The sequence below is a fragment of the Streptomyces smaragdinus genome (assembly GCF_009604385.1).
GTDB lineage: Bacteria > Actinomycetota > Actinomycetes > Streptomycetales > Streptomycetaceae > Streptomyces > Streptomyces smaragdinus.
Window position 1 is genome coordinate 182,423 of record NZ_WEGJ01000005.1, and the last position, 12,373, is coordinate 194,795.

Here is a 12,373-nt window from a genome sequence, read left to right on the forward strand (position 1 = left end):
GACCCGGGGCCGGCGATGCCCGGCCGCCGGGGCCCACCGGTCCCCGGACAAGGCGCCCGCCGCCGGTCAGAAGTACCGCAGCCAGACGTAACCGGCCGAGACGGCCAGGGTGACGGCGGTGACCAGCAGCCCGTACTTGGTGAACTGCCAGAACGTGATGGGCTGGCCGTTGCGCTCGGCGATCCCGAGGACGACGACGTTGGCGCTGGCGCCGATGGCCGTGGCGTTGCCGCCCAGGTCGGCTCCGATCGCCAGGGCCCACCACATCACGTGGTTGCCGCCGCCGCCCAGGGACTCCACCAGATCGGCCGTGATGGGGGCCATGGTGGCGACGTAGGGGATGTTGTCGACGACGCCCGAGAGCACCCCGGAGGCGGCGAGGAGCAGCATGGAGCCGCCGAGTTCGTTGTCCCCGATCACGTCCGCCAGGGTCGAGGAGATCTCGCTGATCACGCCGGTCTCGATGAGACCGCCGATCATGATGAACAGGCCCCCGAAGAACGCCAGGGTGGGCCACTCGACCTCGCTCAGCGCGTCGGACGTCTCCACGCTGGACACGGCGATCAGCAGCCCCGCGCCGAGCAGCGCGACCACGGACGGCGCGTAGTGCAGCACGGGGTGCAGCACGAAGCCGACGACCACGGCCACCAGCACGAACAGGCCCTGGGCCAGCAGCCGGTGGTCACGGATGGCCTCGCGCTCCTCCAGTGCCATGACCTCGGCGGCCCGGGCCTCGTCGTACACGAAGTACTTCGCGAACATGAACCGGCACATCAGCACCAGCACCGCGATGAGCAGCGCGGACAGCGGCGCGAGATGGACCAGGAAGGCGTTGAAGGACAGCTCGCCGCGACTGGCGATGATGATGTTCGGCGGGTCGCCGACCAGCGTCGCCATGCCGCCGATGTTGGAGGCGAGCACTTCCGCGATCAGGAACGGCGCGGCGGGGAGCCGCAGCCGCTCGCACACCAGCAGCGTCACCGGGGCGACCAGCAGCACGGTGGTGACGTTGTCCAGCAGCGCGGAGGCGAGGCCAGTGATGACGACGAGCATGGCCATCACCCGGAACGGCCGGCCCCTGGCCCGCTTCACCGACCAGATCGCCAGATATTCGAAGACTCCGGTCTTCCGCAGCACGCCGACGATGATCATCATGCCGAGGAGCAGGAAGATGACATTCCAGTCGACACCACTGTGCTCGGAGAAGAACGCGGAGCGGTCGTCGGTCGCGCCGACGGCGAGCATCAGCGCGGCGCCGCCGAGCGCGGCGGCGACGCGGTGGATCTTCTCGCTGATGATCAGCACGTAGGTCGCCGCGAAGACGACGACGGCTGCCCAGCTGTGCCAGTCGTTCACAAAGCTCCAGTCGGTCTCAGTCGTTGACGGCCAGCAGCCGGTGCAGAAGCTGGGAGGCGGTGATGACGCCCAGCAGATTCGGGCCCGCCTTGTCGGTGTCCACCACCGCCACCAGCGGGCTGCGCTCGCGGGCCATCAGCGCCGCCACTTCCAGCGCGGTGTCGTCGGGGGCGGCCACCGGCGGCGCGACGGCCGGGTTCGGCAGGCAGTCCCCGACGGTGCGGCCGGCCAGCGCCGCGCAGAGCCGGTCCGCGTGCCGCTCGTCCACCACGGCCGCCAGCGCCGGATCCTCGATCACGTAGCCGGGCACGATCACCTTGACCAGCTGGGAGGCGGGCAGGATGGCCACCGGTGTCCCGCCGTCCAGCACGAGCAGGCCCGGCAGCCTGTGCTCGGCCAGCAGCCGGGCCCCGTCCAGCGCCGGGCTGTCGACGGTGACCGATTCGTAGCCGACGGCCATGTCACGTGCGCGCATCGTCGGAGTCCTTCCGTACGGTGGGTTCCCCGGCGCCGGCGTCGTCGCCGTCCGGGATGCCGACCAGATCGTCGACGTGGAACATCCTGGCCACCGGTACGTCGGTGCTGGAGTGCGCCACGATGGAGAAGGCGATGCACACCGCGATCAGGGTGAACGCCTGCTCTCCCTGGGGGATGCCGGCCTGGAGCACCAGCAGCCCGTACACCACGGAGGCGAAGCCCTTCGGGCCGAACCAGGCCGCCGCGTACTTCTCCCGCGGCGTCAGCTCCCCGGCCCGCCACAGCGACAGCAGCAGCGACGCCGGGCGGATCAGCACGATCGACAGCACCGCCACCACATAGCCGCCCACCGGCAGATCGCCGAACAGTTGCGGGGTGAGCAGCGCGCCGAAGACCAGCAGCGCGGCGAACTTCGCCAGCTCGGCCAGTGACTCGCCGAGCGGCTCGAAGGCCCGGTGGCCCTCCGGGGACACGGTGGCGATCACGGCGCCGGCGGAGAACGCGGCCAGATAGGGGTTGGCGTGGGTCAGATGGCAGGCGGCGTAGAGGATCACGCCGACGGCCAGCGGCAGCAGCGGCTGCAGCTTCGGCTCCGCGCCCAGCAGCCGGAACCGGATCAGCCAGTTCACCACCAGCGGCAGCACGATGCCGAAGGCCAGCCCCAGCACCAGCTCCAGCGCGATCTCGCCCAGCGAGGTGTGCTCGCCGGTCCTCTCGGCCGCCGCGGCGAGGAAGATCAGTACGAACGGCAGCGCGAGCCCGTCGTTGACGCCGCTCTCCACGTTCAGCAGCCCGCGCAGCCGGGCGGGGACCTCCTTGCGCGAGACGATCGCCGAGGCGAACACCGGGTCCGTGGGCGCCAGCACCGCGCCCACCAGGAACGACGTCGTCCAGTCCAGTCCCGCCAGATAGTGCGTGAGCAGCGCCGTGCCGAGGAACGCCAGCGGCATGCCCAGGCCCAGGGCGCGCGCCGGGTTCTTCCAGTTGGCCTTCAGCTGCGGCAGCGCGGCGTGCATGCCGTCGCTGAACAGCACCGTGAACAGCGCCAGATCGGCGGTCACGGAGACGATTTCGCTGTCGGGCCCGATGTGGATGAGGCCGAGGAAGCCGTCGCTGACCAGCGCCCCGCCGACCAGGAACAGCAGTGAGGTGGACAGTACGGTGCGGGCTGCCAGACCGGACAGCAGTACGGCTATGAGCAAGGCCACGCCGAAGACGGCGACGAGTACCACGATGGAATCTCCGATCGGCCGAAACGAGGGCTGTCCCTGTTCGCCGACCAGACTTCCCGGCACACCGCATCCGACCTTACCGGACTTTGACGCCGTCTTGACAGTCCCCTCACGCCGGAGCCCGCCGCGGGGTCAGATGTCGATCCGGGAGCCCATGACGACGGTCCGCTCGCGGGGCAGGCCGAAGTGGTCGGCGGCGTCGGCCGTCAGATACGAGGTCGCGATGAACAGCCGCAGCCGCCAGGGCGCCATCGTGGGCTCGGGCCCGCGGCGCAGCTCGATCTTCGACAGGAAGTACGTCGCGTCGTCCAGCTCCAGCTCGCCCTCGGTCTGCTCCGGGGTGAGCGTGGCCAGCAGGGCGGGGACGTCGCGGTCCTCCATGTAGCCGTAGCGGGCGGTGACATGGGTGATGCCGTCGTCGGGGTCGCCGAGGGCGTCGATCACGGTCCGCTCGCCGTCGGGGACACGGGGTACGGGCTCGGTCTCGAGCGAGACGACGACCACGTGCTCGTGCCGTACGTGATTGCGCTCGACGTTGGCGCGCATGGCCAGGGGCGCGGTCTCCTTGCCCCGGTTGAGGAACACGGCCGTGCCCGGCACGGTCACCACCTTCGGCGGCCGGGCCGCCCGCAGCCGCTCCACGAACCCGAGCAGCGGCCCCTCGCGCTCCCGGCGCCGGGCGGTGACGATCTTCCGGCCGCGCCGCCAGGTTGTCATCACGGTGAACGCGGTCAGCCCGATGAGCAGCGGCAGCCAGGCGCCGTGCAGCAGCTTGGTGAAGTTGGCGGCGAGGAACAGCAGGTCCACGGTCAGCAGCAGGACGGCGCCGGGGACGACGAGCCACCGCGGGGTGCGCCACTGGGAGCGGGCCACGTAGAAGAAGAGCAGCGTCGTCGTGGTGATCGTCGCGGTGACCGCCATGCCGTACGCGAAGGCCAGCCGGGTGGAGGTGCGGAAGGCGAAGACCAGGGTGAGGACGGAGACCAGCAGCAGCCAGTTGATCCACGGCACATAGATCTGGCCGCGCTCGGACTCGGAGGTGTGGGTGATCCGCAGGCGCGGCAGATAGCCGAGCTGGACGGCCTGGGAGGCGACGGAGTACGCGCCCGTGATGACCGCCTGCGAGGCGATCACGGTGGCGACCGTGGCCAGCAGCACCATCGGCAGCCGCCCCCAGCCGGGAACCAGCAGGAAGAACGGACTCGAGATCTTCGCCGGATCACCGAGGATCTCCGCGCCCTGCCCGAAGTAGTTGAGCATCAGCGCGGGGAACACCAGGAACAGCCACCCGCGGGTGATCGACCGCCGCCCGAAGTGCCCCATGTCCGCGTACAGCGCCTCCGCGCCGGTGACCGCGAGGACGACCGCCGCGAGGGCGAAGAAGGCGATGTGGAAATGACCGAAGAAGAACCCCAGCGCGTACGTCGGCGACAGCGCCCGCAGGATCTCCGGATGACCGGTGATGCCGTTGACGCCCAGCGCGCCGATCGCCGTGAACCAGACGATCATCACCGGCCCGAACGCCCGGCCGACCGCCTCCGTGCCCCGGCGCTGGACCAGGAACAGCGCCAGGATGATCACCGCGGTGACCGGCACGATCCACTCGTGCAGCTTCGGCTCGACCACCTCCAGCCCCTCCACGGCGGACAGCACCGAGATCGCCGGGGTGATCATGCTGTCGCCGAAGAACAGCGCGGCCCCGAACACCCCCAGCGCCGCCAGCACGGCCGCCGTCCGCCGCCCCCGCCCACCGCCGCCGCCCCGCCGGACCAGACCGATGAGCGCCATGATCCCGCCCTCGCCGTCGTTGTCGGCGCGCATGGCGAGGAACACGTAGGTGACGGTGACGACGACGGTGACGGACCAGAAGACGAGCGACACGACCCCGTACACGTTCCCGGTGGTCACAGGCACCGGATGCGGATCGTCCGGGCTGAAGAGGGTCTGCAGCGAGTAGATCGGACTGGTCCCGATGTCCCCGAACACCACCCCCAGCGCCCCGACGACCAACCCCGGCCGCACCACGTCCCGCACCACGCCACCGCGCCCGGGCCGCTCCTCGGGATCGTCCGCGGACACGGTCAGCGAATGACGTGGGCTCACGGCGCTCCTCCTCGGCACGGGCATCCGCCGCGCGGCGGCACGATACCGGCGAAGATCACCCGATACGCCCGTTCGCGCCCCGGCGCCCCGGCGTATCGCCCGAACGGCCCGCTCCAGCCGCCGCACCCCGAACCCGAACCGCAGCGCGGCCACGGCGGCCTCGGTGGCCGGCCCCGACCGTCCGAGCCTCAGACGGGCACCGGCGCCTGGATCCGCAGATCCCCGCGCATCGCCTCGTGGAACAGCGATTCGGTCTCCGCCGCCGGCGACAGGCCCAGGTCCTCCTCCAGCCGGCGGGCACAGATCCGGTACCAGGCCAGCACCGAGCCCAGTTCGCCGCGTCGCCCGTGCGAGATCATCAGGGCCTGGTACGCGCTCTCCCGGTACGGGTCGATGGCCACGATCCGCCGGCACCAGTGCACGACCGCCGCGTCGGTCCCCCGCCGGATCCCCTCCTGGGCGAGGCGGTCCAGCGCCCGCAGGGCGATCGACCGGAGCCACTGGCGGGGCTCCTCGGCCCAGAGGCCGGATTCGCCGGGGAGGAAGTCGCCCCGGTAGTGGGCCAGGGCGCGCTCGTACGCGGCGACCGAGAACGCGGTGTCGCCGCGCGACTCGGCGGCGCTGCCCTCCCGTGCCGCCGCCTCGAAGCTCTCGGAGTCCAGGACCAGCCCCGGGGCCTCGAGCACGTAACCGCCGTCCTGATGCCGGACCTCGACGGCCCCCGCGAGCCGGCTCCCGGTGAGATGGCGGCGCAGGGAGTGGACGACGACCCGCAGGGAGCTCGACCTGGCGTCCAGCCCGGTCTCCGGCCAGAGCACGTCCTGCAGTTGTGAACAGGACACGACCTGCCCCCGCCGGGCGAGCAGACACTGCAGGAGTCTTCGGGTCTTCCCCGCCCGCGGCACCGCCGCCGCGCAGCCGTCGATCAGCAGGGTGAACTCACCCAGGAGACGGGCCTCCAGCGAGGGCTCTCGTCCTGTGGACACCGCCCTTACCTCCCTTGTCGTCACACGGCTTACTCAAGCGAGGACACAGTGGCGGTGTCATCGGGACCGGGCGCCACCTTGCTGACATGGCCGCAAACTGACATCAAGAGGAGGGGAGCCGGGCGGGGTTCCCGCCGGGCTCCCCCCGGGGTCCGCGGTGGCTGGTCAGCCGTTGTTGCGGTTGTTGTTGTTCGGGTTGTTGTTCATGACAATTCCTTCCGAGAGGAGGTTCGGGGTGCCTTCTTCCGGGTTCCACTCTAGGAAATGGTGCGTTAATCGGCCGTTATGTACGAGGGGTTGTTTCTTCGCTGAGGGTAAAAATTAGAAACCGTTCGGTGGTATGGAATCCAGATAGAGGGCAACTGTAAGTGCGAACCCCTGCTGGACCTCGCGGCCGCCGAAATTGCCCCCAACTTGGTGAGTCTTACCAGGCGGGACGAGGGACGGCGGACGAGGTGCCCGTCACGAACGGGTTCTCCGCCGTTACAGGGGCCGCGCGTCGTGAGCGGCGGCGATCCGGTCGATCCGCTCGGCGAGGTCGAAGTCTGCCTCGGTGAGCCGGTGACCCGCATCGTGAGTCGTGACGGTGAACCGAATCCGATCCCAACGCAGATCAATGTCCGCGTGGTGGCCGATCAGCCTCTCCACGTCGGATACATGCACGATCATCGCGACGCCGCCGCGATAGCGGATTCCGAAAGAACGAGTGATCTCGTTTCCGACCCGCTGCCATCCGGGCCGTTGCCCGAGGTACTCGGCGACCTCGCAATCGCTGAGTATGTCCAGACCTTCCACCACGTCATCCCCTCTCACTCACAGGTGCCAGAGCGTCGTCCAGATCCCGGCCGACCGAGGTATCGAGCCACGGCTCCATCGCTCGTCGAACGGCGGACAACTCCCGCAACATGCGCGCCGAGCGCGTCTCGGCCGCGATCGCCGCCGCCTTACGGACGAGCTCCAGAGCTTGGTCAGGGTGCCCGGAGGCGGCTGCGGAGGTGGCGTACCGGGCCAGGTATACGCCCTGATCCCGTCTCGCTGTGCGGGGGACAGCCTCCAACACCTGAGCCCACAGTCCGTTCGCGTCGGCGTCGGCGCCCAGCCGGCCGTAGCACGTCGCCCGCTGAACCTCCAGATAACCGGGGGTACGACGGCACGCGTTGCCCCAGGGGAGATCGTCGTCGACGAGGACGAGAACGCGGTCGGCTTCGCCGATGAGCTGATCGACCGCATGGCGGTCGCCGGTCAGGCTGGCCCCGTGCGCCTGCTGCTGCAGCGCCATGAGGCGGACCTTGGGCACCACGCGGCGCGCTTCCGACAGAACCGCTTCGCACAGGTCGATCACACCGAGCCCATCGCCCAGGTCGGTCCTCACCCTGGTAGAGCCGGCCGACCAGCGCGGCGTAGGCGGTCCCGACGCGCAGCAGTCCGATCCGTGTCTCACCTGTGGCACTACGCACGAGGCGATCGATCAGCTCGTACTGCGCCGAGACGGTCCCGATCAGATCGTGGGGACCGAGGAACATATCGGCCCGGTAGTGCCCCTCCAACTGCTCCTGGAAATAGCGGACCAGCGCCGGATCGACGTGACGTCGGGGTACGGGCCCAGTGACAAGCGCCGCAGCCGTGACCGACACGAATGTGCCCCGCTCCACGTCCGCCTCTTCGTGATGCTCGGGTCGAATCCAATCCGGGGGTGGGGTGAAGCCCAGATCCTCGGGCCAGCGCCCGAAGGCGTCATGGAGTACGAGGGCTGTCTCGTCGGACGGCCAGCCGGGGCGTTGCGACTCCCAGCGGCGCCATGTGTGTGGCGAGACGTTGAAGTGCCGGTCACCGAGCAACTGCCGGCCGTGTGCGGTAAGTCCACTCGAAGCTGCCTCCGTCGATCGCCATCCGCGTCGGAGGCGAGCGGCCCGCAACAGTGACAATTCAGCGAGGGCAGAACCAGCCGACTCACCCCGTCACCAGCGGCGCAGCGGTTTCCGAAGCCGATGCACGGGAGTGCGCCATGCGCTACGCGATGGTGCACGGATCCGTCGCCCTTGCCCGCATACACACCCGGCGAATCGCTCGCCCAGTGGTGCTGGCCCGGTGAGGTGGAGGACGCCACGCTCGTGGTCTTCGAGCTGGTGACCAACGCGATCAGGCATGCACGGGTCATCGATCAGGACCTCGGGCTCAAGCTACTACTGCTTGCGACAGGCGAATTGGTGATCGAGGTATCGGATCCACTCGGCGCCTTCCCGAACTTTGCCGAAGTCCTGACCTCGACGCCCGCATGCGATCGGGAATCCGGGCGTGAGCTGTGGTTCCTTACGCTCCTTGGCGCCGAACTGGCCTTCTTCCTGCGCGAAACGGGCGGAAAGATCGTACGTGCCCGCCTCACCCCACTATGTAGCCCGGTCCTCGCTCCACCCCGGGGTTCTTGCGGGTGTTGACCCGACCCCCACGCCCTGGCTCGGAATGATCACGGTGTGGTGTGGGAGCTTCCGAGGAGCCACCCGGGGGTGGGCGAGCGGGGTTGCCGGGGGCGGGAACTCCAGTACCGCCCGGCGGAATGGCAGGGCGACGTCGGACGGACGACCGCCTCGGTGGTGGCCCGGCGCACCGCCCTGCCGGGGTCAGGTGCTGGATGCCTCGAACGTCTCGATCGTGCAGCGTGCAGCCCCGCTTCGCTCGATTCTGGCGTCGCTGGTGATCAGCGGAACACCGAAGCTCTCGGCGAGGGCCACGTAATGTGCGTCGTAGACGGAGAGGTTGTTCGACAGCGTGCGTACGCGCTTCCACAGGACCAGCGTGGGGCGCAGGTCGAGAGCCAGAGTCTGGTAGTCGGCGATTGCCTTCACCGCCTCCTTTTCCGTGATCTTCGGTTCGTTCCCTCGTCGGCCGCGCGAAAGTCCGAAGACGGCCGAGGTGATCTCGTAGTCCAGCAGACCGGGCGCCGCGAGAGTGTCGGCGCGGCCGACCCGCTCACGGATCGCGGTGCCGGTTTTTCCGTGGTCAAGGAGGAAATGCACAAGGCTGGAGCAGTCAATGACGATCAACGTCGGTTCCGCCCGTCCTCAATGGCGTCGAGGATGTCGGTCGTGCCGAGCTCGGTGCGGGTTTCGCGCTCCAGCCGTGCGGCCATGTCCGCGAGGGTGGGCTTGGCGGCGTCCCGTGCGAGTAGCTCAAGGGCGTACGCCTGGAGCGACTTGCCCGCTTGTGCGGCGCGGACCTTCAGGGCGTTGAGGGTGTCGTCCGGGACGTCCCGGATCGTGATCGCAGTCATGCCTTCATTTTAGCGGCGATGCAGGCAATATGCAGCTACCGGGGAGTGGTCGCACTGCGGACCGGTGGTGACTTGCCCGTACGGCGAGTGGCCGGAAGGCCGGTGCCTCTTTCCGTGGCGTGCGCAGGGAAGGCCCAGACGGCGCACAAAGACATGAACGCGCAGGTCAATCCCACCCCGTCAGCACTCGATGACGTTCACCGCCAGCCCGCCCCGGGCCGTCTCCTTGTACTTGACCTTCATGTCCGCCCCCGTCTCCCGCATCGTCTTGATCGCCTTGTCCAGCGAGACGTGATGCCGGCCGTCGCCCCGCAGGGCCATGCGGGCCGCCGTGACCGCCTTGACCGCCGCCATGCCGTTGCGCTCGATGCACGGGATCTGGACCAGGCCGCCCACCGGGTCGCAGGTCAGGCCCAGGTTGTGTTCGATGCCGATCTCCGCCGCGTTCTCCACCTGCTCCGGGGTGCCGCCCAGGAGCTCCGCCAGGCCGCCCGCCGCCATCGAGCAGGCCGAGCCGACCTCCCCCTGGCAGCCGACCTCCGCGCCGGAGATCGAGGCGTTCTCCTTGAACAGCATGCCGATGGCCCCGGCCGCCAGCAGGAACCGTACGATCGCGTCGTCGTCCACCCCCGGGACGAACGCCCGGGCGTAGTGCAGGACCGCCGGGATGATGCCCGCCGCGCCGTTCGTCGGGGCCGTGACCACCCGGCCGCCCGCCGCGTTCTCCTCGTTCACCGCCATCGCGTACAGCGTCGTCCACTCCATCGCGTGCTGCGCGCGGTCGCCCTCGGCGCGCAGCTGGCGTGCCGTCTTCGCGGCCCGGCGGCGGACCTTCAGGCCGCCGGGGAGGATGCCCTCCACCGACATGCCGCGGTCCACGCACTCGCGCATCACCCGCCAGATCTCCAGCAGCCCGGCGCGGATCTCGTCCTCCGTGCGCCAGGCCTTCTCGTTCTCCAGCATCAGGGAGGACACCGACAGCCCCGTCTCACGGGTCAGCCGCAGCATCTCGTCGCCGGTGCGGAAGGGGTACTTCAGCACCGTGTCGTCCAGCTTGATGCGGTCCTCGCCGACCGCGTCCTCGTCGACCACGAAACCGCCGCCGACCGAGTAGTACGTCTTCTCCAGCAGGGGGGCGCCCGTCGAGTCGTACGCGAAGAGGGTCATCCCGTTCGCGTGGTACGGAAGCGAGCGGCGCCGGTGCAGGACCAGGTCACGGTCGGTGTCGAAGGCGATCGGATGGTCCGTGCCTATCGCGGCGCCCAGCAGGTGCAGCGTGCCGCTGGTACGGATCCGCTCGGCCTCCGTGTCCGCCCACGCGACGTCCACCGTGCGCGGGGAGTGGCCCTCCAGGCCCAGCAGGACCGCCTTCGGGGTGCCGTGACCGTGGCCGGTGGCGCCCAGGGAGCCGAACAGCTCGGCGCGGACAGCGGTGGTGTGGGCGAGCAGCCCCTCGTTCTTCAGCCGGCGGACGAACATCCGCGCGGCGCGCATCGGGCCGACCGTGTGGGAGCTCGACGGCCCGATGCCGATCGAGAAGAGGTCGAAGACGGAGATAGCCACGGTGGTCCGGACTCCTTTGTCCTGTCGTGGGTCGTACGTACAAGCAGGGGGCGCACACGACACCGCCCTCCCACCCCAGTGTGCGCCCCAGGGTGAGAGGGCGGGCCAAGCGCCGGTTACAGCCCCGGGTACAGCGGGTGCTTCTCCGCCAGCGCGGTGACCCGCGCCGCGAGCTCCGCCGTGCGGGCCTCGTCGAAGCCCGGCTTCAGCACCTCGGCGATGATGTCCGCGACCTCGCGGAAGTCGTCAGCCGTGAAGCCGCGCGTGGCCAGCGCCGGGGAGCCGATCCGCAGGCCCGAGGTGACCATCGGGGGCCGGGGGTCGTTCGGGACGGCGTTGCGGTTGACCGTGATGCCCACCGCGTGCAGCCGGTCCTCGGCCTGCTGGCCGTCCAGCTCGGAGTTGCGCAGGTCGACGAGGACCAGGTGGACGTCCGTACCGCCGGACAGGACGGACACGCCCGCCTCCGCCGCGTCCGGCCGCAGCAGCCGCTCCGCGATGATCTTCGCGCCCTCCAGGGTGCGCTGCTGGCGCTCCTTGAACTCCCCGGACGCGGCGACCTTGAACGACACCGCCTTCGCCGCGATCACATGCTCCAGCGGACCACCCTGCTGACCGGGGAAGACCGCCGAGTTGATCTTCTTGGCGAGCTCCTGCTTGGACAGGATCACGCCACCGCGCGGACCGCCCAGGGTCTTGTGCGTGGTGGTCGTCACGATGTCCGCGAACGGCACCGGGTTCGGGTGCAGCCCCGCCGCGACCAGCCCGGCGAAGTGCGCCATGTCGACCATGAGCAGCGCGCCGACCTCGTCCGCGATCCGCCGGAACTCCGCGAAGTCCAGCTGCCGCGGGTACGCCGACCAGCCCGCGATGATCAGCTGCGGCCGGTGCTCCTTGGCGAGGCGCTCGACCTCGGCCATGTCGACCCGCCCGCTCTCGGCGTCCACGTGGTACGCGGCCACGTCGTACAGCTTGCCGGAGAAGTTGATCTTCATGCCGTGGGTCAGATGCCCGCCGTGCGCCAGATCCAGCCCCAGGATGGTGTCCCCGGGCTTGAGCACCGCGAACATCGCCGCGGCGTTCGCGGACGCGCCGGAGTGCGGCTGCACGTTCGCGGCCTCGGCGCCGAACAGCGCCTTGATCCGTTCCCGGGCGAGGTCCTCGACCACGTCGACGTACTCGCAGCCGCCGTAGTAGCGGCGGCCCGGGTAGCCCTCGGCGTACTTGTTCGTCAGCACCGAGCCCTGCGCCTCGAGGACCGCGACGGGCGCGAAGTTCTCGGAGGCGATCATCTCCAGGGTCGACTGCTGGCGCTTCAGCTCCGAGTCGACGGCCGCCGCGACGTCCGGGTCGACCTCGTGCAGGGAGCCGTTCAGAAGATTCGTCAT

At 69.7% G+C, this 12,373-nt stretch carries 12 protein-coding genes; 1 reads left to right on the forward strand and 11 read right to left on the reverse strand.

Annotated elements, in window-relative coordinates:
- Window positions 1-66: 66 nt before the first annotated feature.
- From SRB5_RS11235 to SRB5_RS36395, 7 genes are all read right to left on the reverse strand, one after another.
- Window positions 67-1,356 (reverse strand): ArsB/NhaD family transporter, encoded by a 1,290-nt coding sequence (locus SRB5_RS11235; protein ID WP_323377713.1) that lies wholly within the window; start codon window positions 1,354-1,356, stop codon window positions 67-69.
- Between the two features lie 16 nt (window positions 1,357-1,372).
- Window positions 1,373-1,831, reverse strand: coding sequence for a CBS domain-containing protein (locus SRB5_RS11240; RefSeq protein WP_153451464.1), 459 nt, complete (start codon window positions 1,829-1,831; stop codon window positions 1,373-1,375).
- Window positions 1,818-3,065 (reverse strand): cation:proton antiporter, encoded by a 1,248-nt coding sequence (locus SRB5_RS11245; protein ID WP_323377714.1) that lies wholly within the window; start codon window positions 3,063-3,065, stop codon window positions 1,818-1,820. The genes SRB5_RS11240 and SRB5_RS11245 overlap by 14 nt, the downstream gene beginning before the upstream one ends.
- 132 nt (window positions 3,066-3,197) lie before the next feature.
- Window positions 3,198-5,168: a potassium transporter Kup gene (locus SRB5_RS11250; protein ID WP_323377715.1), complete on the reverse strand. Its 1,971-nt coding sequence runs from the start codon at window positions 5,166-5,168 to the stop codon at window positions 3,198-3,200.
- Between the two features lie 188 nt (window positions 5,169-5,356).
- Complete coding sequence (locus tag SRB5_RS11255; RefSeq protein ID WP_153451466.1) at window positions 5,357-6,154, reverse strand: AfsR/SARP family transcriptional regulator; 798 nt, start codon at window positions 6,152-6,154, stop codon at window positions 5,357-5,359.
- 483 nt (window positions 6,155-6,637) lie between these two features.
- Entirely contained in the window at window positions 6,638-6,949 is a 312-nt protein-coding gene (locus tag SRB5_RS11260; protein WP_323377778.1) for a 4a-hydroxytetrahydrobiopterin dehydratase, read from the reverse strand.
- Window positions 6,950-6,953: 4 nt separating this feature from the next.
- The gene (locus SRB5_RS36395; protein ID WP_228389952.1) at window positions 6,954-7,526 is read right to left on the reverse strand and encodes a hypothetical protein; all 573 of its coding nucleotides are present in this window, start codon (window positions 7,524-7,526) and stop codon (window positions 6,954-6,956) included.
- Window positions 7,527-8,193: 667 nt separating this feature from the next.
- On the opposite strand from SRB5_RS36395, the gene SRB5_RS11270 reads away from it, so the two are divergent.
- Window positions 8,194-8,589, forward strand: a complete 396-nt coding sequence (locus SRB5_RS11270; protein ID WP_153451467.1) for an ATP-binding protein — start codon at window positions 8,194-8,196, stop codon at window positions 8,587-8,589.
- A gap of 183 nt (window positions 8,590-8,772) precedes the next feature.
- Here the strand turns inward: SRB5_RS11270 and SRB5_RS11275 are convergent, their stop codons facing one another.
- The 4 genes from SRB5_RS11275 to glyA all read right to left on the reverse strand — a co-directional run bounded on the left by SRB5_RS11275 (window position 8,773) and on the right by glyA (window position 12,373).
- Entirely contained in the window at window positions 8,773-9,195 is a 423-nt protein-coding gene (locus tag SRB5_RS11275; protein ID WP_153451469.1) for a type II toxin-antitoxin system VapC family toxin, read from the reverse strand.
- Complete coding sequence (locus SRB5_RS11280) at window positions 9,192-9,422, reverse strand: FitA-like ribbon-helix-helix domain-containing protein (RefSeq protein ID WP_153451471.1); 231 nt, start codon at window positions 9,420-9,422, stop codon at window positions 9,192-9,194. The genes SRB5_RS11275 and SRB5_RS11280 overlap by 4 nt, the downstream gene beginning before the upstream one ends.
- A gap of 180 nt (window positions 9,423-9,602) precedes the next feature.
- The gene (locus SRB5_RS11285) at window positions 9,603-10,985 is read right to left on the reverse strand and encodes an L-serine ammonia-lyase (RefSeq protein WP_323377716.1); all 1,383 of its coding nucleotides are present in this window, start codon (window positions 10,983-10,985) and stop codon (window positions 9,603-9,605) included.
- 116 nt (window positions 10,986-11,101) lie between these two features.
- Complete coding sequence (gene glyA, locus SRB5_RS11290) at window positions 11,102-12,373, reverse strand: serine hydroxymethyltransferase (protein ID WP_153451473.1); 1,272 nt, start codon at window positions 12,371-12,373, stop codon at window positions 11,102-11,104.

What these genes read in the sequence shown, in the direction of transcription:
- SRB5_RS11240 (WP_153451464.1), bottom strand. Translation starts at nt 1,831, where the DNA reads ATGCGCGCACGTGACATGGCCGTCGGCTACGAATCGGTCACCGTCGAC.
- SRB5_RS11280 (WP_153451471.1), bottom strand. Translation starts at nt 9,422, where the DNA reads ATGACTGCGATCACGATCCGGGACGTCCCGGACGACACCCTCAACGCC.
- glyA (WP_153451473.1), bottom strand. Translation starts at nt 12,373, where the DNA reads ATGACGAATCTTCTGAACGGCTCCCTGCACGAGGTCGACCCGGACGTC.